The 22787-nt window shown below is 63.7% G+C and carries 20 protein-coding genes; 3 read left to right on the forward strand and 17 right to left on the reverse strand.

What is annotated here, in order from left to right; genetic code table 11:
* Window positions 1-6: 6 nt before the first annotated feature.
* From IF690_RS22450 to IF690_RS22460, 3 genes are all read right to left on the reverse strand, one after another.
* Window positions 7-213 (reverse strand): DUF1656 domain-containing protein, encoded by a 207-nt coding sequence (locus tag IF690_RS22450; protein WP_023966774.1) that lies wholly within the window; start codon window positions 211-213, stop codon window positions 7-9.
* Window positions 200-2188, reverse strand: coding sequence for an FUSC family protein (locus tag IF690_RS22455; RefSeq protein ID WP_202697432.1), 1989 nt, complete (start codon window positions 2186-2188; stop codon window positions 200-202). Before IF690_RS22455 ends, IF690_RS22450 begins: the two co-directional genes overlap by 14 nt.
* A gap of 157 nt (window positions 2189-2345) precedes the next feature.
* Entirely contained in the window at window positions 2346-2813 is a 468-nt protein-coding gene (locus IF690_RS22460) for a ferritin-like domain-containing protein (RefSeq protein WP_202697433.1), read from the reverse strand.
* A gap of 204 nt (window positions 2814-3017) precedes the next feature.
* Between IF690_RS22460 and IF690_RS22465 the strand changes: the two genes are divergently transcribed.
* Window positions 3018-3254 (forward strand): DUF3820 family protein, encoded by a 237-nt coding sequence (locus IF690_RS22465; protein WP_007925076.1) that lies wholly within the window; start codon window positions 3018-3020, stop codon window positions 3252-3254.
* Window positions 3255-3264: 10 nt separating this feature from the next.
* Complete coding sequence (locus tag IF690_RS22470; protein WP_202697434.1) at window positions 3265-4452, forward strand: aminotransferase class V-fold PLP-dependent enzyme; 1188 nt, start codon at window positions 3265-3267, stop codon at window positions 4450-4452.
* A gap of 286 nt (window positions 4453-4738) precedes the next feature.
* Here the strand turns inward: IF690_RS22470 and IF690_RS22475 are convergent, their stop codons facing one another.
* Genes IF690_RS22475 through zwf form a run of 3 tightly spaced genes read right to left on the reverse strand, consistent with a single transcriptional unit; the run spans window position 4739 to window position 7591 of the window.
* A complete protein-coding gene (locus IF690_RS22475) occupies window positions 4739-5404 on the reverse strand; it encodes a bifunctional 4-hydroxy-2-oxoglutarate aldolase/2-dehydro-3-deoxy-phosphogluconate aldolase (protein WP_023966782.1) in 666 nt (221 codons plus the stop codon).
* 17 nt (window positions 5405-5421) lie between these two features.
* Window positions 5422-6135, reverse strand: a complete 714-nt coding sequence (gene pgl / locus IF690_RS22480) for a 6-phosphogluconolactonase (RefSeq protein WP_202697435.1) — start codon at window positions 6133-6135, stop codon at window positions 5422-5424.
* Window positions 6122-7591 (reverse strand): glucose-6-phosphate dehydrogenase, encoded by a 1470-nt coding sequence (gene zwf / locus IF690_RS22485; RefSeq protein ID WP_202697436.1) that lies wholly within the window; start codon window positions 7589-7591, stop codon window positions 6122-6124. Before zwf ends, pgl begins: the two co-directional genes overlap by 14 nt.
* 209 nt (window positions 7592-7800) lie before the next feature.
* On the opposite strand from zwf, the gene IF690_RS22490 reads away from it, so the two are divergent.
* The gene (locus tag IF690_RS22490; protein ID WP_202701680.1) at window positions 7801-8661 is read left to right on the forward strand and encodes a MurR/RpiR family transcriptional regulator; all 861 of its coding nucleotides are present in this window, start codon (window positions 7801-7803) and stop codon (window positions 8659-8661) included.
* Between the two features lie 96 nt (window positions 8662-8757).
* Here the strand turns inward: IF690_RS22490 and IF690_RS22495 are convergent, their stop codons facing one another.
* The 11 genes from IF690_RS22495 to edd all read right to left on the reverse strand — a co-directional run bounded on the left by IF690_RS22495 (window position 8758) and on the right by edd (window position 22566).
* Window positions 8758-9630 (reverse strand): D-hexose-6-phosphate mutarotase, encoded by an 873-nt coding sequence (locus IF690_RS22495; protein WP_202697437.1) that lies wholly within the window; start codon window positions 9628-9630, stop codon window positions 8758-8760.
* 244 nt (window positions 9631-9874) lie between these two features.
* Window positions 9875-11224: a carbohydrate porin gene (locus IF690_RS22500; protein ID WP_202697438.1), complete on the reverse strand. Its 1350-nt coding sequence runs from the start codon at window positions 11222-11224 to the stop codon at window positions 9875-9877.
* Window positions 11225-11345: 121 nt separating this feature from the next.
* A complete protein-coding gene (locus IF690_RS22505; protein WP_202697439.1) occupies window positions 11346-12506 on the reverse strand; it encodes an ABC transporter ATP-binding protein in 1161 nt (386 codons plus the stop codon).
* A gap of 3 nt (window positions 12507-12509) precedes the next feature.
* A complete protein-coding gene (locus IF690_RS22510; RefSeq protein WP_009045231.1) occupies window positions 12510-13355 on the reverse strand; it encodes a carbohydrate ABC transporter permease in 846 nt (281 codons plus the stop codon).
* Window positions 13348-14256, reverse strand: coding sequence for a carbohydrate ABC transporter permease (locus IF690_RS22515; protein WP_202697440.1), 909 nt, complete (start codon window positions 14254-14256; stop codon window positions 13348-13350). The genes IF690_RS22510 and IF690_RS22515 overlap by 8 nt, the downstream gene beginning before the upstream one ends.
* 190 nt (window positions 14257-14446) lie before the next feature.
* Complete coding sequence (locus IF690_RS22520) at window positions 14447-15754, reverse strand: ABC transporter substrate-binding protein (RefSeq protein ID WP_202697441.1); 1308 nt, start codon at window positions 15752-15754, stop codon at window positions 14447-14449.
* A 118-nt stretch (window positions 15755-15872) separates the two neighbouring features.
* Entirely contained in the window at window positions 15873-17132 is a 1260-nt protein-coding gene (locus IF690_RS22525) for a D-mannose isomerase (RefSeq protein ID WP_202697442.1), read from the reverse strand.
* Between the two features lie 244 nt (window positions 17133-17376).
* Window positions 17377-18804 (reverse strand): ATP-binding protein, encoded by a 1428-nt coding sequence (locus tag IF690_RS22530; RefSeq protein WP_219637338.1) that lies wholly within the window; start codon window positions 18802-18804, stop codon window positions 17377-17379.
* Window positions 18805-18835: 31 nt separating this feature from the next.
* Entirely contained in the window at window positions 18836-19567 is a 732-nt protein-coding gene (locus IF690_RS22535) for a response regulator (RefSeq protein WP_087090306.1), read from the reverse strand.
* A 219-nt stretch (window positions 19568-19786) separates the two neighbouring features.
* Entirely contained in the window at window positions 19787-20743 is a 957-nt protein-coding gene (locus IF690_RS22540) for a glucokinase (protein ID WP_202697444.1), read from the reverse strand.
* Complete coding sequence (edd, locus tag IF690_RS22545) at window positions 20740-22566, reverse strand: phosphogluconate dehydratase (RefSeq protein ID WP_106698429.1); 1827 nt, start codon at window positions 22564-22566, stop codon at window positions 20740-20742. Before edd ends, IF690_RS22540 begins: the two co-directional genes overlap by 4 nt.
* Between the last annotated feature and the right edge of the window lie 221 nt (window positions 22567-22787).

The raw sequence follows: 22787 nt of genomic DNA on the forward strand, positions 1-22787 counted from the left end.
AACTCCTTATAAAGGTCCGAGTACGACAGTGACCAACGTCAGGACACAGACGTACAAGGCCACATCGAACAGTGCTTCGTGCCAGATCCAGCGTCCCAGCGGCGTTGCGCGCAACAGCATGCGCAACGCCCCGGTCAACACCAGTGCCAGCACCACATAAATCAGAAACGGGCTGAGCAATACTCCGCCCAGCGACCACTCACGCAGCCCCATGGTTTTCCTCCTGCTGCCGGCACCAGGTACGCCAGCTCTTCTGCAATTGCACCACCGCGCCCTGGGCCAGCTTCAACGCATCGCTGGGCGGTTGGCTGTCCAGGGCCTTGAGCAAGGTGCTGCTGGCATCGGCCAGCGCATCGCCACGACCGACGCCCGGCCCGCGCTCCAGTACCTGCTCCAGCGACTCGAAATAGCGCCGCTGCGAGGCATCCGCGGGCACCTGGGCCACCGCCAGGCTCAACCGCAGATGCATCAGTTCGTCGCCGATATCCAGGCCCAGCAGGCCATCGTCCCAGCGGCTGCGCGCCTGCTCCGGCAATTCCGGGTAATGCCGCGCCAGTTGCAGCAAGCGATCGGCCATGCGCCCGCCGAACCAGCTTTCCGCGCCGCGCAGGTTGCGCCGGGTCAAGCGCACCAGATCCTGCAGGGTCGCCGCCAGCAAGCGCCGCCCGTGCCAGGCCGGGTTGCGCAGGATCAGCAGTTGGAACGCCAGCACCGCGGCGCCTACGCCGAGCACCATCGCCTGGGCGCTGTTGAAGAAGTTCGCGACGTCGAACGTCATCTGGTTCTGCGGCGAAATCAGCACCACGAAGTGCAGGCAGAACGAGGTGGCCGTGGCGCCGATCTGGGGTTTGGCCATGCCCAGCGCACCGAAAAACAGCGGCACGCCCATGGCCATCGCCAGCAGGGCGAAACTGCTCCACTGCGGCAGCAGGATCTGCCCGACCACGAAGGCCACCGGAATCGCCAGGAAGATGCCGCGCATGAAACTCATGCCGATCTGCGCACCGTTTTCCCGACTGGCGAACAGGCCGCACACCACGCAGGTCAGCAGCATCGCCCCCGAGGCCGCCGGCCAGGCGGTGGCCAGCCAGAAGCAGGCCACGGTGAGAAAAGCCAGGGCACTGCGCGCGCCAAACAGCAGCGCCAGCGACAGATCGCGATGGGGGCTCAGGGTCGCCGGCTGCTCGACCGACGCCTTGCCCTCCTCCACCGCCTGCAGCGCCTCGCCGGCAGCCAGCGCGGTATCCAGCAGCAGGGTGAAACGGGCCAGGCAATAGCTTTGCGCCGAACTGATGGCCGAGTCATGGGAAGCGTCCAGCAACTGCGGCCGCAACGCCTGCAAAGTCGGTTTGTCCATGGCCGCCAGGGCCTGCTGCACTTGGTCCATCCACGGCGCCAGCGGGTCCGCCTCGGCCTGGTCCAATTGTTTCCATTGCCGGCGTACCGAACGGGAGATTCGCAGCAACATCAGCAACTTCTGGCTCAGGCCGCTGATCGCCCGCGCCCGCTGCCGGCCCGACGGCCCTTCGAACCAGGCATGTTCGCGCTGCGAGTCCACGGCAACGATACGCCCGAGGATCTCCAGCAAGCCCTTGCGCGCCAGGGCATCGCCGGCCAGGGTCGCCCGCGCCGCCTGCATCCCGCTTTGCCAGGCACCGCGCGCCTGGGCGGTCAACTGCCGCTCGACCCGCATCGGCCAGAGCAACGCACTGCTGGCGGTGGCGCAGATAATGCCCAGGGAGATTTCCGTGCAGCGCGCCACGGCCTGGTCGAATATCGACAACGGGTGGGAGATCGCCGGCAAGGCGATGATCGCCACGGTGTAGCCGGCCAGCACGAACGAATAGGACCAGGCACTGCGCAGCAGGGTCGAACTGGCGGTGCACAGCCCCAGCCACAGCGCCAGGGCCAGCAGGAACAGCCAGGGCATCTGGGCGAACAGCCCCATGAACAGCACCGACATGCAGGTTCCCACCAACGTCCCCACTAACCGCGCCATGCCCTTTTGCAGGACCATCCCGGACAGCGGCTGGGCGACGATGATCGCCGTCATCAGGGCCCAGGACGGCTGCTGCAGGCCCCAGCGCATGGCCAGCCACAGCGCCAGGCCGGCGCCGAGCACGGTCTTGATCGCGAACTGTACGGCCGGAAGATTGGGGGCGAACAGCGCCTGCAAAGTGATACGCACGGAAAGAACCCTGGGAAGGACAAAACAACGATAGATGCACTGGAACGAGAAATAACGACTGCAAATTATTAGCTAGCTAACTATCAGTAGTCCAGTATTAATTTTCAGCCACAAAAAAAACGCCAGACAGGCTGGCGTTTTTGACAGGCCTGACCCGTTATGAGCGGGCGCGGGCCTGGTTACGCAGGGCTTTGACCTGATCGTGGTTGCGCTGTACGCCATGGTACTGACGCTCCACCAGGTCACGAATGCCGACCAGGTTGTGCTTGCTGATTTTCTCCAGCGCGTTCTTGTAGGCTTTCAGTGCATGGTCTTCACCGCGCTCGGCCTCGTTGAGCACCGCTTCTTCATCCTTGCCGGTCACCCGGGACTTGAGGTCGACCCAACGGCGATGCAGGTCGCCACTGATGCTGGTGGAGGTTTGCGGATCGCCGCCCATGGAGCGCACGCTGGCCTGTAATTCGGCCGCGGCGCTGGCGCAATCGGCGGAGCGCTTCACGAACAATGCTTTCAGCTCAGGATGCTTGATGTCTTGCGCGCAGGTCTTGAACCCCTCCTGACCGTCCTTACTGGTTTCGATCAGGTCGTTGAGGATCGAAATCGCTTCTTTGTTAATGTCCGTCATTTTCCAGTCCTTCCAGGTTGAGGGAGTTGTCATAGGTGTTGCACCCTGCGTGCCAGTCCTGGAATTAAATATTTCTATTATTTTTCAAACAGTTAAGTTTTATGCCGCTTTCTGTATCCGCGTTATTTGCATGATCTGTCATTTGGCCTGCATGCAGAATGCCTGTATTTTCCAAGGTGTTCGTCACCTCAACAGACAGCCGCCATGAATCCCGAAAAACTTGAACTCCTGGTCACCCGCGAAATGCCCTACGGCAAGTACAAGGGCCGTATCCTCGCCGACCTGCCCGGCCCCTACCTGAACTGGTTCGCCCGCGAAGGTTTCCCCCACGGCGAGCTGGGCGGCCTGTTGGCATTGATGCAGGAAATCGATCACAACGGCCTTTCCGATCTACTGGACCCGCTGCGCGCCAAACACGGCAAACCCAAGCCCCGTCATTAAGAAGCCCGCCATGCCAAGCAATGCCCAACTCGCCCGCGACGAAGATTACTGGCTGGCCATCGCCCGGCGCTATGACGTCGAACCCGGGCCGATCAACCTGGAAAACGGCTATTTCGGGCGCATGAGCCGCGCCGTGGTCGAGGAATACCAGCGCCAGATCGACTTCGTGAACCGCAGCAACTCGGTGCATGTGCGCCAGCATTTCGAACAGATCGGCAATTTGCAGATTCGACAGCAATTGGCCGAACTGCTCGGCGTCGACCGCCAGGCCATCGCCCTCACCCGCAGCGCTTCGGAAGCGCTGCAATCGCTGATTCGCAACTACAATCGCCTGCAGCCGGGCGATCAGGTGCTGCTCAGCGACCTGGAATACGACAGCGTCAAGGGCGCCATGCACTGGCTGGCGCGCCATCGCGGGGTCGAGGTCATCGAGATCGAGCACGCCCACCCGGCAAGCTTCGACAGCCTGCTGGCCAGCTATCGCGAGGCCTTCGAGCGCTGCCCACGGCTGAAGCTGATGGCCCTGACGCATGTCACCCACCGCACCGGGCTGGTGCTGCCGGTCCAGGCCATTGCCCTGGATGCCCGCGAACGGGGAATCGACGTCATCCTCGACGGCGCCCACGCCCTGGCCCAGGTCGATTTCGAGCTCAGCGAACTCGGCGTGGCGTTCGCCGGCTACAACCTGCAGAAATGGATTGGCGCGCCGCTGAGCCTGGGGTTTGTCTACATCGACCCACGACGCCTGGCCGATATCGACCCGGACATGGGCGAGCAACGTTATGCCCTGGACGATATCCGTTCACGGGCGCCTTATGGCACGCCGAACATTCCGGCCTGGCTGACCTTGCCCCGGGTGTTCGAGGAGCACCGCAGCATGGGCGGCTCGGCCCTCAAGGGTGCGCGCCTGAATTACCTGCGCGACCTGTGGGTGAGCCAGGTGCGCGAGCTGCCCGGCATTGAAGTCATGACCCCGGACGATCCACGGCTGTATTGCGGCATCACCTCGTTTCGCTTCACCCGCCAGCCGGACCAGCAGGCGATGGCCGAACGGTTGCTCGAGGAGTACAACCTGTTCACCGTGGCGCGCAGCGGTTCGCGTTGCGGGCCCTGTATCCGGGTGACTCCGGGCTTTACCACGCCAGCCTCGGATATCCATCTGCTGGTCGAGGCATTGACTGAACTGGCGGCCCAGTAGCCTGTAGCCGCTGCTGCAGGCTGCGACAGGTCCGAAGGACCTCCTGCGATCCTGAGAACGCTACGGCCTTTCGGCCGATCGCAGCCTGCGGCAGCGGCTACAGACAGTCGCGACCATTCAGATCGCGTTGTCCGCCCCGGCGTCATCGCGAGCAAGCTGCGCTCCTACAGAAGAGCCCGCGTCGCCAGGCAGCTTTTCTCCAGGCAAAAAAAAACGGTGCACCGACCAAGCGCACCGTAAAGCCGTAGAACACACCAACGAATCTTTGAAAAAAGCAGGAAACCTGTCAGTCCAGCAGTGCCAGGGCCTCGGCCGTGCACTCCTGGATCCGCGCCCAGTCGCCGTTCTTGATCCACTCGGGATCGAGCATCCAGCTACCGCCGACGCACATCACGTTCTTCAACGCCATGTAGCTCTTGATATTGGCCGGGCCGACACCGCCGGTCGGGCAGAACTTCACCTCGCCGAACGGCCCCCCCAGGGCCTTGATCGCAGCCACGCCGCCACTGACTTCCGCCGGGAACAGCTTGAAGCGGCGATACCCCAGGCTGTAACCCTCCATGATCCCGGAGGCATTGCTGATCCCCGGCAACAGCGGGATCGGACTGGCAACGCTGGCTTCCAGCAGGTCGCGGGTAATGCCCGGGGTGACGATGAACTGCGAACCGGCGGCTTCGGCGGCGGCCAGCATCTGCCGATCGAGCACGGTGCCGGCACCGGTCACCAGCTCTGGACGCTGCTCGCGCAGGATCTGGATGGCCTTGAGGCCGAACTGCGAACGCAGGGTCACTTCCAGCGCGGTCAGGCCGCCGGCGGCCAGGGCGTCGGCCAGGGGCAGCACGTCCTGTTCGCGGGCGATGGTGATCACCGGCAGAATCCGCGCCTTGGCGCAGAGGCTGTCGATCAGGGCAACTTTGTCCGCCATGGAAACGGTCGGTTGTGGGTTTGTCATAGCGGCTGATCCTTGGCTCATGGGCACCAGTAAATCTCTAACGGAGGTTGCAGGAAGGCACGAATCGGCATCGCGGCGACATCGTCACCGGCCAGTGCGGCACTCAGGGTGGTCAATTTGGATTGACCGGAAATCGACAGCACGCTGTAGGTGGCCGAAGCCAGCAAGGCGCGGCTCATGCTCAGGCGCTGATGGGGCACGCTCGGCGCCAGCATCGGCCAGCAGCGACGCTGGCCATCGACTTTCAGGGCCTCGGTCAGGTTCGGGCTGTTGGGGAACAGCGAGGCGGTGTGACCGTCGTCGCCCATGCCCAGGATCAGCACGTCGATGGCCGACAACTCGGCCAGCAGACGATCGGCCTGCGCCGCGGCCTCTTCGAGGTTCGCCGCGGCGTTGTACAGGCTGAGGAACTTCGCCTTGGCCGCCGGCCCTTGCAGCAGGTAGCGCTTGAGCAGGCCGGCGTTGCTGTCGGCATGTTCGACCGGTACCCAGCGCTCGTCCGCCAGGGTGATCAACACCTTGGACCAGTCCAGGTGCTGCTTGGCCAGGTGCTGGAAAAACGCTACCGGACTGCGCCCGCCGGACACCACCAGCGTGGCTTCGCCGCGAACCTGGATCGCCTGGCTCAGTTGCCCGGCCACCTTCAGCGCCAGGCCTTCGGCCAACAGTGCCGGGCTATGGAACTCGTGGGCATGCACGCCCGCGGGCAATTTCAATTCAGATATCGCCATACCATGACCTCCCGTCCCGCGTGATCAGTGCGATGGAACTCATCGGCCCCCACGACCCGGCCGCATACGGCTTGGGCGCATCGCCGGATTTCTTCCACCCGGCGATCAGCTGGTCACACCACTTCCACGCGGCTTCGATTTCATCTTTGCGGACAAACAGGTTCTGATTGCCACGCATCACTTCCAGCAACAACCGCTCGTAGGCATCGGGAATCCGCGTACTACGATAAGTGTCGGAAAAATTCAGTTGCAACGGGCCACTGCGCAGTTGCATGCCCTTGTCCAGGCCTTGTTCCTTGGTCATCACCCGCAGGGAGATACCTTCGTCCGGCTGCAGGCGGATGATCAGCTTGTTGCTGATCTGCAGGCGCTGCTCGGGGGCGAAGATGTAGTGCGACGGCTCCTTGAAGTGGATGACGATCTGCGACAGCTTCTGCGGCATGCGCTTGCCGGTACGCAGGTAGAACGGCACCCCGGCCCAACGCCAGTTGCGGATGTCGGCCCGCAGGGCGACGAAGGTTTCGGTGTCGCTCTGGGTGTTGGAATTCTCTTCCTCCAGGTACCCCGGCACGGCCTTGCCTTCGCTGTGCCCGGCGATGTACTGGCCACGCACCACCTGGGTGGTCAGCCCCTCCGGGCTGATTGGCGCCAGCGCCTTGAGCACCTTGACCTTCTCGTCACGGATGCTGTCGGCCGAAAGATCGGCGGGCGGGTCCATGGCAATCAGGCAGAGCAGTTGCAGCAGGTGGTTCTGGATCATGTCCCGCAACTGGCCGGCCTTGTCGAAGTAACCCCAGCGGCCTTCGATGCCGACCTTCTCGGCCACGGTGATTTCCACGTGGGAGATGTAGTTCTGGTTCCACTGGGTCTCGAACAGGCTGTTGGCGAAACGCAGGGCGATCAGGTTCTGCACCGTCTCCTTGCCCAGGTAGTGGTCGATGCGATAGATGCGGTTCTCCGGGAAGAACTGCGCCACCGCGTCGTTGACCTTGCGCGACGACTCCAGGTCCGAGCCGATGGGTTTTTCCAGCACCACGCGGGTGTTTTCGGCCAGGCCAGCCTTCGACAGGTTCTCGCAGATCGCCCCGTACACCGCCGCTGGCGTGGCGAAATAGGCGATCAGGCGTTGCCCGTGCCCGGCCAGTTCGGCCAGGGCCAGGTAATCCTCGGCCTTGAGGAAATCCACGTGCAGGTAGGTCAGGCGCGCCAGGAAGCGCTCCAGCACCGCAGGGTCTATCTCCTTGGCACCTACATACTTGCGCAATTGCGCTTCAATGAAAGACAGGTGCTGCTGGTCGCTGCCCGGCTCGCGGGCCAGCGCCAGAATACGCGTGTCGTCATGCAGCAGGCCGGCGCCATCGAGCTGGTACAGGGCAGGAAACAATTTGCGAAGCGCCAGATCGCCCAGCGCGCCGAACAAGGCGAAGGTGCACGGTTCAACCGTTATCGAAGGCATGATGTTTGTTCTTTTATCAAGTTAAGCTACAAATACCTTTTTTCAAGGCATCACTCAAGGGAAAATGTAGTAATAACCACAACATTTTAGCAAAATACAGATTCGAAGTGGTGGTCCGTCGGAGCCATCAGTAGGATAGGCCACCGCCAAAGACCGGTTAAGACCGGCTTCCTTTGCATTGCCGAACCAGGAAAACCCTAATGGACCGCGTGCGAAATCTTCTGGAACAGATCCAGAGTCGCCTTGAAGAATTGAACAAGGCGGAACGTAAAGTCGCCGAAGTCATCCTGCTCAACCCGCAGCAGGCGACCCGCTTCAGTATTGCTGCCCTCGCCCAGGCCGCTTCGGTCAGCGAGCCGACGGTCAACCGTTTCTGCCGCTCGTTCGGCGTCAGCGGCTACCCCGAACTCAAGCTGCAACTGGCCCAGAGCCTGGCCAGCGGCGCGGCCTACGTCAGCCGCGCGGTGGAAGCCGACGACAACCCCGAAGCCTACACCCAGAAAATCTTCGGCAGCGCCATCGCCTCCCTGGACAGCGCCTGCCAGGCCCTGGATCCGAACCTGATCAGCCGCGCCGTCGACCTGTTGATCCAGGCCCGGCAGATCCACTTCTTCGGCCTTGGCGCCTCGGCCCCGGTGGCCCTCGACGCCCAGCACAAATTCTTCCGCTTCAACCTGGCGGTGACCGCCCACGCCGATGTACTGATGCAGCGGATGATCGCCTCGGTGGCGCACACCGGCGAGCTGTTCGTGATCATCTCCTACACCGGGCGCACCCGCGAGCTGGTGGAAGTGGCGCGCATCGCCCGGGAAAACGGCGCCTCGGTACTCGGCCTGACCGCCGCCGGCTCGCCATTGGCCAAGGCCAGCACCCTGAGCCTGAACATCCCGCTGCCGGAAGACACCGACATCTACATGCCGATGACTTCGCGGATCATCCAGCTCACCGTGCTCGACGTCCTCGCCACCGGCATGACCCTGCGCCGCGGTGTGGACTTCCAGCCGCACCTGCGCAAGATCAAGGAAAGCCTCAACGCCAGCCGCTACCCGGTGGGCGACGAGTACAGCTGAGGCCGGCTGGGGCGGCATCGGCCCTGTCGCGAGCACGCTCGCTCCTACACAGTTCGACGCAATCCTGTAGGAGCGAGCGTGCTCGCGATGAAGCCCTCAAGCCCGAACGCTCACCTCGGCCCCCGCCCGCGCCTGCAGGCTCAGATGCGCCCGCTCCCCCGGCGCCAGGCACAGGCTGTCGGTGCCCCCCGCCGCCGCCTCGACGCAGACGAACCCGGACACCTCGTTCCAGCTCACCCCCAGCAGCGGCCGGCTGCCCGGGTGCCAGACCACGGTGTCGGCGCTGTCGCCGGTGTCGATGCGCAATTCGCGCTGCCAGGCGTGGTCCTTGAGCTGCAATTCGCCCTCGTGCTGGAACACCCGCTGACAGCCGCCATCGACCCGCAGCTCGCCTGTTTGCCGGCACGCCTGGCGGCTCAACTGGTCGTAACCCTCGGCGCCATCGAGCCCAGACAGCGCTACCTCACCGACGTCGCCAATACGCCAGTAGGCGTGCAAAGCCTGGCTCAGCTGGCACGGCAGGCTGTCCTGGTGCTCGGTGCTCAGGCGCAGGTCCATGCTTTCGCCCAGGTGCGCGTGCAGGTCGACTTGCCAGTCGCACAGCTGCAACTGCCAGTGCAGGTACACGCCCTCGTCATCGCTGCGGCTGTCGAGCAGCTTCCAGTCGATCAGCCGGGCCCAGCCATGGGATGGCCAGGCGTTTTCGCTCGGGTGGCGGCCGTACCAGGGCCAGCACACCGGCACCCCGCCACGGATCGCCCCGACCTGCGGCCACTTCGCTGCGCACCACAGCCAGGGCTTCTGCCCGCTCGGCTGGAAATGCAGGAGCTGCGCGCCCTGGCGACTGAACACCGCCTGGCACAGCGGATGGTCGATCACCAGCACGTCGCGCATCTGATAGCGCTCCCACGCGAAAGTCGGGCGCTCGCGCAAGGATTTGAAAAAGCGTTGTAGCGGATGCTCATGCATGGGCCACGGTCCTGAAGATCATTGCTGTACCGATATTCATCATTGATGCGCAAAGCCCTGTAGCCGCTGCCGCAGGCTGCGATAAGGCCGCAGGCCTTCAGCGACCTTGAGGACGCTACGGCCGTCCCGGCCGATCGCAGCCTGCGGCAGCGGCTACAGGGAACGGGTTCGCCGCAAAAAAAAGCGGATAGCCTGGGCCATCCGCAAAAATGCGCACATAGAGGAGGAGCTTATCGCAACAGCGTTAGAACACCGACTGAATTTTCAGGCCGGCCACCAGGGCGTTGTCGACTTCATCCACACCGCCTGGATGCGTGATGTATTGCAGGTTGGGACGCACGGTCAGCCAGTTGGTGACATGGAAGCCGTAGTTGATTTCGTAGTTGTACTCAGTCTCGCGGATCGGCGAGAACAGCGGATCGTCATAGTTGCTGACGCCGTTGGTGTCATTGAGCAACTGGGCGTTTTTCTTCACGTCGTCGTTGACATGGATACGGGCGAAACCGATGCCGACGTCATCCTTGGGACGCGCGTCGAACGGGCCCTTATACACCAGCATCAGCGACTGGTAGTTGTCGATGAAGTTGGTGTCCTTGTCGTGGAACGTGGCGTTGGCCGCGATATTCAGACCGCGGGTCGCATCGCCGTTGTGGGTGGTGAGCTGCTGCTGCCCGACGAACCAGTAGCCGTGCTTGCTGCTATGCACGCGATAGCTGTCACCGGTGACCGCGGCGTCCTGGCCATTGACGTCCTCGCGCACGTCGCTGGCATCGGCCGTGCTCTTGTAGTAACCGACGCGGTACTCGCCCGGCAGGTTGTTGACCTTCGGCGACCAGACCAGCTCGACCGGCAGGACGGTGCCCTTGGTACCGCTGCCACTGAGCTTGAAGCCGTTGCCGTGCTCCAGTTGCGACGGGTTCTGGTTGTATGCACCGATCTGCGCATACAGCTCAGGGGTGATGTGGTACTTCACCCGCAGCGCCGCCTGGCTGACCGGCCAGTTGTACCAGATGTTGGTCGCCCAGTTGCCCACCTGAGAGCCGCAGAACGCCAGGTTCTGGAAGTCGCAGGGGAAGGTGTTGAAGTCTTCGCCTTCGCCGAAGTAACCGGCCTTGACGTCGAGCTTGCCGTCGAGGAACTGGTGCTGGATCCACAATTGGGTCAGACGCACCATGTGGCCACGGCCGTAGACTTCCTGGGAGGAGCTCAGGGTGCCGGCACGCGGGTCGCCGATACGGTCGTTGGAGATGTTCTGGCCGTTACGGTTGGTCAGCTGGATCTTCGCCTGGGTGTTATCCCAGCCCCAGAGCTTTTCCAGGTCCAGCGCCACGCCCAGGCCGAACTGGTCGCTGTAGCGCCCGGTCTTGTCGTCGTTGTAGCCGCCATGCAGGTTGGCGCCCATTTCACCAACGTAATCAGCCTTGATATCGATCCCTTTCTCGATCAGCTTGGTCCGCTCGCCCCCCCAGTCACCGGTCATCCATTTCGAATCGGCGCTGAACGCTTCGTCAGCGTGCGCGCTACCGGCCAGGGTCATTGCCGCAATCGCTGACAACTGGCAGATCAAGCGTGCATTGGTGCTCTTGTTTTTCATCCCTACATCCTCGTCTTTATTGTTATTAACTGTTTTTCTCTAACGCGGTTTACACCTGATGCGACGGATGACAGGCCATCCGCCGCGCATTCGGTACGTCCATGCTCCAATAACACTGGCCTCAACGCCCCTTGAACTGCGCCACGTTGCTGGCATGGGCTGCGGTCTGCGCAGGGGCCGCAACACCCAGGCGCTCGCCACTCTTGGCATCGAACAGCAAAACCTTGGCCGGATCGAATTGCAGGGTCAGGGTTTCGCCGACCTGCGGCGCCACATCCGGCGCCAGGCGGCAGCAAACCTTGGTGCCGTTGAGGTTGACGAACACCAGGGTGTCGGGACCGGTCGGCTCGGTGACCTGGACCTCGGCGCGCAGGGTCGGCAGGCCGTTGCCCTCGCCGTTCGCCAGGCCGATCTGCTCCGGGCGGATGCCGAGGATCACTTCACGGTCTTCCAGGCCGGCGTCCTGCATGCCCAACGGCAGCTCGCAACGGGCCTGGCCGCTGTCCAGCAGGGCCAGCAGGCGGCCGTCCTTGCGTTGCAGGCGCAGGGGGATGAAATTCATCGGCGGCGAACCGATGAAGCTGGCCACGAACAGGTTGGCCGGGTCGTTGTAGATCTGTTTCGGGGTACCGAACTGCTGGATGATGCCGTCCTTCATCACCGCCACCTTGTCGCCCAGGGTCATGGCTTCGATCTGGTCGTGAGTGACGTAGACCGTGGTGGTTTTCAGGCGCTGGTGCATCAGTTTCATTTCGGTGCGCATCTCGACCCGCAGCTTGGCGTCGAGGTTGGACAGCGGTTCGTCGAACAGGTAGATCTTCGGCCGCCGCGCCAGGGCCCGGCCCATGGCCACGCGCTGTTGCTGGCCGCCGGACAGTTGGCCGGGCTTGCGGCTGAGCAGGTGCTCGATCTGCAGCAGCTTGGCCACCCGCGCCACTTCCTCGTCGATCTCGGCGGCCGGCATCTTGCGGATCTTCAGGCCAAAGGCGATGTTGTCGCGCACGCTCATGGTCGGGTACAGCGCGTAGGACTGGAACACCATGGCGATGTCACGGTCTTTCGGGCTCATGCCGCTGATGTCGGCGTCGTCCACCAGGATCGCTCCGCCGCTGATGTTTTCCAGGCCGGCGATGCAGTTCATCAGGGTGGATTTACCGCAGCCCGAAGGTCCCACGAGAATCAGGAACTCACCGTCATCGATCTTCAGCTCGATGTTCTTCAGGGTGTCCGGCAGGCCGGTACCGTAGGTTTTGTTGACGTTGCGTAATTCGAGAGTTGCCATCTTTTACCCCTTGACCGCGCCGGACGTCAGCCCACGCAGGAAATACTTGCCAGCGAATATGTAGACCAGCAGTGTCGGCAGCCCGGCGATCATCGCCGCCGCCATATCAACGTTGTATTCCTTGGTCCCGGTGCTGGTGTTGACCAGGTTGTTCAAGGCCACGGTGATCGGTTGCGCATCGCCGCTGGCGAACACCACGCCGAACAGGAAATCGTTCCAGATCTGGGTGAACTGCCAGATCAGGCAGACCATGATGATCGGCACCGACATCGGCAGCAGGATCTTGCCGAAGATGGTGAAGAAGCCCGCGCCGTCCAGGCGCGCGGCCTTGACCAGGGCGTCCGGGATGCTCACGTAGTAGTTGCGGAAGAACAGCGTGGTGAACGCCAGCCCGTAGACCACATGCACCAGCACCAGGCCGCTGGTGGTGTTGGCCAGGCCGAACTTGCCGAGGGTGAAGGACGCCGGCAGCAACACGGTCTGGAACGGCAGGAAGCAACCGAACAGCAGCAGGCCGAAGAACAACTGCGAACCGCGGAAGCGCCACATCGACAGCACATAACCGTTCATGGCGCCGACGAAGGTCGAGATGATCACCGCCGGCACGGTGATCTTCACCGAGTTCCAGAAGTAGCCGCCCACGGTGTCCCAGGCCTTGATCCAGCCGATGCCGTCGATCACCGCCGGCCAGCTCAGCAGGTTGCCGGTGCGGATGTCTTCCGGGGTCTTGAAGCTGGTCAGCAGCATCACCACCAGCGGCACCAGGTACACCGCCGCTGCCAGCAGCAGGGTGGCGTAGATGGCGATGCGGCTGAAGTTCAGCGCAGGTTTTCCGAGCTGGTTAGTCATGGCGTTTGCCTCGCAGTTCGGAGTACAGGTACGGCACCAGGATGGTCAGCACCGCGCCCAGCATCAGCATGGCGCTGGCCGAACCTATGCCCATCTGGCCACGGCTGAAGGTGAAGGAATACATGAACATCGCCGGCAGGTCGGAGGAGTAGCCAGGGCCACCGGCGGTCATCGCCGCCACCAGGTCGAAGCTCTTGATCGCGATGTGCGCGAGGATCATGAAGGCGCTGAAGAACACCGGGCGCAGGCTCGGCAGAACGATCTTCAGGTAGATGGTCGGCAGGCTCGCGCCGTCGACCTGGGCGGCGCGGATGATCGACTGGTCGACACCGCGCAAGCCGGCGAGGAACATCGCCATGACAAACCCGGAGGCCTGCCATACGGCGGCGATCACCAGGCAGTACACCACGCGATCCTGATCCACCAGCCAGTCCAGGCGGAAGCCTTCCCAGCCCCAGTCACGCAGCATCTTGTCCAGGCCCAGGCCAGGGTTGAGCAGCCATTTCCAGGCGGTGCCGGTGACGATCATCGACAGCGCCATCGGGTACAGGTAGATGGTGCGGATAAAGCCTTCCCTGCGGATGCGCTGGTCCAGCAGCACCGCCAGGAACACGCCCAGCACCAGGCTGATGCCGATGAACATGCCGCCGAACAGCGCCAGGTTCTTGCTCGCCACCCACCAGCGGTCGTTGTCCATCAGGCGCATGTATTGCTGCAGGCCGACCCACTTGTAGCTCGGCATGAAGCTGGAATTGGTGAAGGACAGAATGAACGTCCAGATGATGTAACCGTAAAAACCGACCAGGACGATCAGCATGCTTGGCGCCAGGACCAACTTGGGGAGCCAGCGCTGCAGCGCGTCGAACGGTGAGGCTTTGCTGAAAACCGCCACAGAGCTCATCGGGATAATCCAGTTGAAGAAGTGAGGTCCGAAGCGATCCCCTCTTGTGCAGGAACGAGCTGGCTCGCGATGACTGCGTGACATTCAACCTTGATGCCGCCAGTCAGATCGCTATCGCGAGCAAGCTCGCTCCTACAGGGGGAAAGCGCCGTCAGACAAATCGCCGCAGGCAGACCTGCGGCGTTCGGAGTTACTGGGCGGCCTTGACGGCCGATGCCAGCTGCGCACTGGCCTTGGCCGGGTCCGCATCCTTGTCGTTCATGAAGTTGGTCACCACATCGAAGATCGCGCCCTGCACGGCCAGGGAAGTGGCCATGTTGTGCGCCATGCTCGGTTGCAGGCTGCCGGTCTTGTCGTCAGCCAGGAAGTCCTTGGCCGCCGCCTGGGCGCAGGAGTCGAAGCCTTGCGCGGCCATGTCGTTGAGCATGTCGGTGCGCACCGGGATCGAGCCTTTGTTGATGCTGAAGACCTTCTGGAAGTCCTTGCCCAGGGCCACCTTGGCCAGGTCCTGCTGCGCGGCGATATCGCCCTTGCGATCGGCCTTGAGCTTGAACACCGCCAGGGAGTCGATGTTGTAGGTGAAGGCCTTGTCGGTGCCCGGGAAGGCCACGCACTGGTAGTCCTTGCCGGCGACTTTCTTCGCCGCGGTCCACTCGCTCTTGGCCCAGTCGCCCATCATCTGCATGCCGGCCTTGCCATTGATGACGTCGGCGGCGGCGATGTTCCAGTCACGCCCGGCGCGGTTCGGGTCCATGTAGCCGGTGACTTTCTTCAGCTCGGTGAAGGCCTTGGTCATCTCCGGGCCGGCGAGGGTCTTCTGGTCCAGGTCGACCAGGGCTTTCTTGTAGCCATCGGCGCCCATGACCGAGAGCACCACGTCTTCGAACACGGTGCTGTCCTGCCATGGCTGGCCGCCGTGGGCCAGGGCGATGAAGCCGGCGGCCTTGAGCTTGTCGCCGGCGGCATAGAATTCTTCGAGGGTGGTCGGGGCCTTGTCGATCCCGGCCTTCTTGAAGACTTCCGGGTTGATCCACAGCCAGTTGACGCGGTGGATGTTCACCGGCACGGCGACATAGTCACCTTCGTACTTCACGGTGTCGGAGACTTTCTTGGAGAGCAGGCCATCCCAGTTTTCCGACTTGGCCACGTCTTTCAGGGCGTCGGTGCTGAGCAGGCCGGTGCTGCCCCACTCCTGGATGTCCGGACCCTTGATCTGCGCAACGCCCGGCGGGTTGCCGGAAACGGCGCGGCTTTTCAGCACGGTCATGGCCGTGGCACCGCCACCGCCGGCGACTGCGCCGTCTTTCCAGGTGAAGCCGTCTTTTTCGACCTGGGCCTTGAGCACATCGACCGCCGCTTTTTCACCGCCGGACGTCCACCAGTGGACGACTTCCACGGAACCTTTGGCGTCGGCGGCAACGGAAACAAGAGGGAATGCACTGAGGGGAAACAACGAGGCAACGGAAATGACAGCAGCTAGACGAGAAATCGCATTCATCTGAGGTGTACCTTTCTTGTTGTTATGCATGCAAGTCTGGTGCTTGCGCTGCATAGGATTCTAAACAGGGGGCCTACCCGCGCAGGTAACGAAGGGATGCGCGAATGTCACCACATGGTTACACAACCTGCAGTCTAGACACTTCGGCCAGTGCCGATGCCATGCTCGGCGCCAAAGGCAGGCGCGGAATCAGCACCGCCTGCCAGGCGTGATACAGGTCCGGCTTGCCGGCCCAGATCTCGGCGCTGGGCCTGTTGTCGCTGTCCAGTTCGTGGTGCCAGCTGCCGTGCAGCGGGTCGATGAAATGCTCGGCAGTGAATTCCCAGAAGCGCCGATACCAGGTTTCGTACTGTGCCTCCCCGGTGCGTTGCAGCAAGGCACTGGCCGTCGCCGCGGCCTCGGCATGGGTCCAGTGCAGGCGCTGGCGCACCACGGGGCGCTGCTGCCAGTCCAGGGTGTAGACGATGCCCGGCGCGCCATCGACGTCCCAGGCGTCACGGCAGGCGTTTTCGAAGAGTTTCTGGGCATCCAGCAGCAGCCAGCCGGGGCTGAGCATACCGGCCTGGCAGCGTGCGGCTTCGAGGTGCAGCAGCAGGCGGGCCCACTCGAAAGCGTGCCCGGGGGTGGTGCCATAGGGGCGGAAACCGTCGGCCGGGTGTTCCTGGTTGTAATCCGGCAGCGGCTGCCACTGCCGGTCGAAATGCTCGATGACCCGGTAATCGCCAGCGGCGGCATGCTGATGGATGACCCGCTCGACAATGTGCAGGGCACGGTTGAGCCAGCGCGGGTCCTGGGTGACATCGGCCAGGGCGAGGAATGCCTCGGTGGCGTGCATGTTGCTGTTGGCGCCGCGATAGGCCTCCTCGCCGCTCCAGTCGCGGTTGAAGGACTCGCGCATCGCGCCCTCCTCCTCGCTCCAGAAATGCCTTTCGATGACCTGGATCGCCTCCGCCAGCAAGGCCTCGGCGCCGGGGCGCGCGGCCACCACCGCGGAACTCGCCGCCAGGGCGACGAAGGCATGCAGGTACGCGGCCTTGTCGCTGTTGCCATCGGCATGCCCGGGGGCGGCGAACCAACCGCCATATTCGCCATCGTGCAGCGCGCCGTTGAGGGCGGCGATGCCGTGGTCCACCAGCGTGGCGTAGCCGGGAATGCCCTGGATATGGGCCATGGCGAAACTGTGGGTCATGCGCGCGGTGTTCATGGTGCCGGCCCGGGCGCCGCTTGGCAGGCGCCCGCGCTCGTCCAGGTCGCCGAAGCCATCAGGCAGCCGTGCCGCGCGGGCGAACCCGAGCAGGCGCTGGCCTTCGGCGGCCAGCCATTGATGATGGGCAGGAGCGTTCAGCCAGCTGCTGAACGTCAGGGGAATAGGGTTCATGGCGGACCTGTTGTTGTTTTTATCAGGGCCTTGAGTCTAAACAACGGGTTCGCGCGGGCAGGTAACGAAGGTCACAGGAAATGTCACCAAACCGTGACAAAACTCCCTGTAGCCGCTGGCGAAGGCTGCGCTCGAGACCGCAGGGCTCGCAAAACTGGCGCCTCGGTCATACAGCCAAGCGCGGCATGAAATTTTACGACCGCTACGCGGCCGATCGCAGGCTTCGCCAGCGGCTACAGGGGCATCAATCCATGGAACGCGGCAGGTACAGGGTCACGCGCAAACCGCCTTCGCGCAGGTTCTGCAGGCTCACCTCGCCGCCATGGCTGTGGGCGATGTTGCGCGCGATGCCCAGGCCCAGGCCGTAGCCCTGCTGCTGGCCGGACAGGCGGAAGTGCGGCTCGAACACCTGCTCCAGGCGCTGCTCCGGCACGCCCGGGCCTTCGTCGTCGACGTGCAGGATGAACGCGTTGGCGTCGTCGTCGATATGCAGATGGGCGTTCTGCCCGTACTTCAGCGCGTTGTCGATCAGGTTGCCCATGCAGCGCTTGAGCGCCAGGGGCTTGCCCGGGTATGGCGCCAGCGCCCGCCCCTGCTGGGTCACGCGGCCGTTGCCGTTGGGCGCCAGGTAAGGTTCCACCAGGCAGTCGAGCACCTGGTTGAGGTCCACCGGCTCGATGTTCTCGTGGATGTCGGTGTCCTTGACGCATTGCAGCGCGCCCTTGACCAGCAGCTCCAGCTCATCCAGGTCGCGGCCGAACTTGCTTTGCAGCTGTTCGTCCTCCAGCAGTTCGACCCGCAGCCGCAGCCGGGTGATGGGCGTGCGCAGGTCGTGGGAAATCGCACTGAACAGCTGGCTGCGCTCGGTCAGGTAGCGGCTGATGCGCTCGCGCATGGCATTGAAGGCCCGGCCGACCTCCACCACTTCGCTGCCGCCGCCCTCGGCCACCGGCTGCACATCGGCGCCCAGGGACATGTCCCGCGCGGCCCGCGCCAGGCGCTTGAGCGGCCGACTCTGCCAATGCACCAGCAGGCCGATGAACAGCAACAGGAAACTGCTGGTAAGCACGATGAACCACACCTGCTGCGCTGGCAGCCCCTGCTCTTCGAGGCTGGTGTAGGGCTCGGGCAACAACGAGGCGATGTACAGCCACTCGCCCGGTGCCATCTGGATCTGGGTGACCAGCACCGGCGGGTTCACCGGCTCCAGGGTCAGGGCGTAGTGGGCCCAGGAACGCGGCAACTCATCGAGTTTCAGGCCGCCGTTGAAAATCCGCAGGTCCTCGGGGCTGACGAAGGTCACCGAGATATAGGCGTCGTTGCCCAGGGACTGGCGCAGCACTTCGTCCACCGCCTTGAGCACCGCCTGCTTGCGCGGCGTGATGGGCAGCACTTCCATGCCCAGCGGCTTGTCGTTGAGGGTCACGACAAAACGGGTGCCGCCCATGCTGCGCAGCTGATCGAGCACCAGCGGCCGGTACGCCACCGGCAACGAGCGAAAGTAGCTGACGCTGGCGGTCATCGAATGGGCCAGGCTGCGGGCGCTGGTGACCAGGCCTTCGAGTTGGGTGGCGCGCAGCTGGGAGACCCAGATCACGCTGGACAAGGTCTGGGCGAACAACACCGCCAGCAGCGTCAGCAGCAACATCCGGCCCAGCAGCGAACGCGGCACCGGCACCCGCGCCAGCAGCTTGCGCGACCACTCAGTGAGCATTGCCGGCAACCACATTGGCTGCCAATTGATAACCGCTGCCGCGCACGGTGCGGATCAGCCGCGGTGGCTTCTCGGTGTCGCGCAGGCGTTGGCGCAGGCGGCTGACCGCCATGTCGACGATGCGGTCCAGGGGCATCAGTTCGCGCCCGCGGGTGGCATTGCCGATAGTGTCGCGATCGAGGATTTCCTGGGGGTGATCGAGGAACAGCTTGAGCAGGGCAAAGTCGGCGCCGGAGAGAATCACTTCCTCGCCATCGTTATGGAACAGCCGGTGGCTGACCATGTCCAGACGCCACTCGTCGAAGCACAGCACCTCGCCGCCGGTGCGTTCCTGGCCGAACTGCGCGCGGCGCAGCAGGGCCTTGATCCGCGCCTGCAATTCCCGGGGGCTGAAGGGTTTGCCCAGGTAGTCGTCGGCACCCAGTTCCAGGCCGATGACCCGGTCGGCCTCGTCGGAGCTGGCGGTGAGCATGATGATCGGCACCTGGCCGACCCGCGGGTGCTGGCGAATCCAACGGCACAGGCTGAAGCCGTCTTCGTCCGGCAGCATCACATCCAGAATCACCAGGTCGCTCGGCGCCTCGTTCAGCGCCTGGCGAAAACCGGCGCCGTTGGGCGTGCTGCGGACCTGGAAGCCGGCGCGACTGAGGTAGGTCTCCAGCAGCTCGCGGATTTCCTGATCGTCATCAACCAACAAGATCGACTTACTGACTGAACTCACGCGGGCCGTCCTTTGTTGTTATGAATGGGGCCGAATTATGCCTTACCGATCAACAAAACGTAGACACCAAGGCTCTGTAGCCGCTGCCGAGGCCGCGAGGCTGCGATCGATCCGGGCGGCATTCCGACGAAGCGAGCGCGGGGATTTAAAGATCGCTGAAGGCCTTCGGCCTTATCGCAGCCTCGCAGCCTCGGCAGCGGCTACAGAGGTAGAACTGGATCAGGCAAACGCCTGCTCCAGCGCCACCCCGGCGCCAGTCAGGCCCGAGTACGGCGCCGTCACCAGCCATACCGGAATGCCCTTGAAGTAATCGCTCATGCAGCCTTTGTCGGCAAAACAACGGGCGAAACCGCTTTCGACGAAAAAGTCGGCGAACCGCGGGACCACCCCGCCAACGATATACACGCCACCGCGCGCACCGGTGGTCAGCACGTTGTTGCCCGCCACCCGGCCCAGCCAGCAGCAGAACTGCTCGAGCACTTCCACCGCGACGGGGTCGCCGGCCAGACCCGCCGCGGTAATCGCTTCCGGGGTGTCGAGCACCGGCTCATGCCCGTCCACCGCGCAGATCGCCCGGTACACCCGGGGCAAACCGCCGCCGCTGAGCGCAGTCTCGGCGCTGACGTGACCGATCTCGCTATAAATGTGCTGCCACAACTGGGTTTCCCGCGGGCTGCTCAGCGGCAGGTCGACATGCCCGCCCTCGCCCGGCAACGCGGCCCAGCGGCCTTCGCCCAGGTCCAGCAGCGTGCCGACGCCCAGGCCGGTACCCGGCCCGATCACCACCGCCGGGCGCAGCGGCTCGGGGGTGCCTTCGCAGACCACCCGGAACTCGCCGGGCTGCAGGCGGGTCATGCCCAGGGCCATGGCCGAGAAATCATTGACCAGCAGCAGCTCATCGACCTGCAAGGCCTGGCAGAAGGCCTTGCGGCTCAGGCGCCAGTGGTTGTTGGTAAAACGAAATTCGTCGCCGCCGACCGGGCCGGCCACCGACAGGCACACCGCGCCGATCGAACCCGGCGCCAGGCCGAGGCCGCCCAGGTATACACCGATGGCTTCTTCCGGGCTGGCGTGGTCCGCCGTCGCCAGCACCTGGATCGACTCCAGGCGCTGGTCTTTCCACAACGCAAAACGCGCATTGGTTCCACCAATGTCACCGACCAGCGCTAGCTTCACTTAAGGTTCTCCAGGGCAGAGGTAAAGGCGCTGGCGCCCTGCTCCGCCGAGCTGAAGGCCATGCGCATGAAACCGAACAATTCGCGGCCGCTGCCGACGTTGTTACCCAGCAGGCCCTTGGCCGGTTCGCGGGCGGCGAATTCGTCGGCGTCTACCTTAAGCTCCAGCGTGCCCTTTACGCCATCCACGCGAATGATGTCTCCGTCGCGCACCCGCGCCAGCGCACCGCCGACCTGGGCTTCCGGGCTGACGTGGATCGCCGCCGGGATCTTGCCCGAGGCCCCGGACATGCGCCCGTCGGTGACCAGCGCGACCTTGAAGCCACGGTCCTGCAACACGCCGAGGAACGGCGTCATCTTGTGCAATTCCGGCATGCCGTTGGAGCGCGGGCCCTGGAAGCGCATCACCGCCACGAAGTCTTTCTCCAGCTCGCCGGCCTTGAACGCATCGGCCAGGTCCTGCTGGTCCTGGAACACCACCGCCGGCGCTTCGACGATCTGGTGTTGCAGCGCCACGGCGGAGACTTTCATCACCCCGCGACCGAGGTTGCCTTCCATCACCCGCAGGCCGCCTTCCGGCGAGAACGCGCGGGCCACCGGACGCAGGATGTTTTCGTCGAGACTTTCGATCGGACCGTCGCGCCACACCAGCTTGCCGTTGTCCAGGAACGGCTCCTGGGTGTAGCGGCTCAGGCCACGACCGGCCACGGTGTTGACGTCTTCGTGGAGCAGGCCGGCTTCCAGCAGTTCGCGGATCAGGAACGCCATGCCGCCCGCGGCCTGGAAGTGGTTGATGTCGGCCTTGCCGTTCGGATAGACGTGGGACAGGGTCGGCACCACCTCGGACAGGTCGGCCATGTCCTGCCAGGTCAGCTGGATCCCCGCGGCCTGGGCAATCGCCGGCATGTGCAGGGTGTGGTTGGTCGAACCGCCGGTGGCGTGCAGGGCAACGATGGAGTTGACCAGCGAACGCTCGTCGACGATCTCGCCGATCGGCGTGAAGTTGCCGCTCTGCCTGGTCAGGCGGGTGACCTGCTGCGCCGCCTCATGGGTCAGGGCGTCGCGCAATGGCGTGTAGGGGTTGACGAAGGACGCGCCCGGCAAGTGCAGGCCCATGACTTCCATCAGCAATTGGTTGGTGTTGGCGGTGCCGTAGAAGGTGCAGGTACCCGGGCTGTGGTAGGACTTCATCTCCGATTCCAGCAGCTCTTCGCGGGTCGCCTTGCCTTCGGCGTAACGCTGGCGCACGTCGGCCTTTTCCTTGTTGGAAATGCCCGACGGCATCGGCCCGCCCGGGACGAAGATGGTCGGCAGGTGGCCGAAGCGCAACGCGCCCATCATCAGGCCCGGGACGATCTTGTCGCAGATGCCGAGCATCAGCGCGGCGTCGAACATGTTGTGGGACAAGGCCACCGCGGTGGACAGCGCGATCACCTCGCGGCTCGGCAGGCTCAGCTCCATGCCGGCCTCGCCCTGGGTCACGCCATCGCACATGGCGGGGGTCCCGCCGGCGAACTGGCCGACCGAACCCATCTCGCGCAGGGCCTTCTTGATCTGTTCGGGAAAGTGCTCGTAAGGCTGGTGCGCCGAGAGCATGTCGTTATATGACGAAACAATTGCCACGTTGGCGGCATTCATCATGCGCAGGCTGTGCTTGTCTTCCGAGCCGCAACCGGCAACGCCGTGGGCGAAGTTCGCACACTGCAGCTTGCCCCGTTGCGGGCCATCGCTGGCGGCGCCGCGGATCAGGGCGAGGTAAGCCTCGCGAGTGGCGCGACTGCGGGCGACAAGCCGTTCGGTGACCTCAAGAACGCGGGGATGCATGTGTAGAACTCCAGGCTAACGGATGTGGCGACCTGTTTGTCTATGCTGATCAAAACGCCCTCGGCACAAGGGATGGCAGAGGGTTTCTTGACCATTTGGACCAGTTGATTCAGGTCACTCGTTGTAGATAAAACAAAATATTGCCACCAAAAAGGCTTGTTTTCTATTTTTTTGCGAATAATCTTGTAATTCCAACAACAAAACTACGGCAGGCGCTTTTC

This window comes from Pseudomonas sp. SK3(2021) (assembly GCF_016772375.1).
Taxonomy (GTDB): domain Bacteria; phylum Pseudomonadota; class Gammaproteobacteria; order Pseudomonadales; family Pseudomonadaceae; genus Aquipseudomonas; species Aquipseudomonas chlororaphis_I.

What these genes read in the sequence shown, in the direction of transcription:
- IF690_RS22450 (WP_023966774.1), bottom strand. Translation starts at nt 213, where the DNA reads ATGGGGCTGCGTGAGTGGTCGCTGGGCGGAGTATTGCTCAGCCCGTTT.
- IF690_RS22460 (WP_202697433.1), bottom strand. Translation starts at nt 2,813, where the DNA reads ATGACGGACATTAACAAAGAAGCGATTTCGATCCTCAACGACCTGATC.
- IF690_RS22465 (WP_007925076.1), top strand. Translation starts at nt 3,018, where the DNA reads ATGAATCCCGAAAAACTTGAACTCCTGGTCACCCGCGAAATGCCCTAC.
- IF690_RS22470 (WP_202697434.1), top strand. Translation starts at nt 3,265, where the DNA reads ATGCCAAGCAATGCCCAACTCGCCCGCGACGAAGATTACTGGCTGGCC.
- IF690_RS22475 (WP_023966782.1), bottom strand. Translation starts at nt 5,404, where the DNA reads ATGACAAACCCACAACCGACCGTTTCCATGGCGGACAAAGTTGCCCTG.
- pgl (WP_202697435.1), bottom strand. Translation starts at nt 6,135, where the DNA reads ATGGCGATATCTGAATTGAAATTGCCCGCGGGCGTGCATGCCCACGAG.
- zwf (WP_202697436.1), bottom strand. Translation starts at nt 7,591, where the DNA reads ATGCCTTCGATAACGGTTGAACCGTGCACCTTCGCCTTGTTCGGCGCG.
- IF690_RS22495 (WP_202697437.1), bottom strand. Translation starts at nt 9,630, where the DNA reads ATGCATGAGCATCCGCTACAACGCTTTTTCAAATCCTTGCGCGAGCGC.
- IF690_RS22500 (WP_202697438.1), bottom strand. Translation starts at nt 11,224, where the DNA reads ATGAAAAACAAGAGCACCAATGCACGCTTGATCTGCCAGTTGTCAGCG.
- IF690_RS22505 (WP_202697439.1), bottom strand. Translation starts at nt 12,506, where the DNA reads ATGGCAACTCTCGAATTACGCAACGTCAACAAAACCTACGGTACCGGC.
- IF690_RS22510 (WP_009045231.1), bottom strand. Translation starts at nt 13,355, where the DNA reads ATGACTAACCAGCTCGGAAAACCTGCGCTGAACTTCAGCCGCATCGCC.
- IF690_RS22515 (WP_202697440.1), bottom strand. Translation starts at nt 14,256, where the DNA reads ATGAGCTCTGTGGCGGTTTTCAGCAAAGCCTCACCGTTCGACGCGCTG.
- IF690_RS22520 (WP_202697441.1), bottom strand. Translation starts at nt 15,754, where the DNA reads ATGAATGCGATTTCTCGTCTAGCTGCTGTCATTTCCGTTGCCTCGTTG.
- IF690_RS22525 (WP_202697442.1), bottom strand. Translation starts at nt 17,132, where the DNA reads ATGAACCCTATTCCCCTGACGTTCAGCAGCTGGCTGAACGCTCCTGCC.
- edd (WP_106698429.1), bottom strand. Translation starts at nt 22,566, where the DNA reads ATGCATCCCCGCGTTCTTGAGGTCACCGAACGGCTTGTCGCCCGCAGT.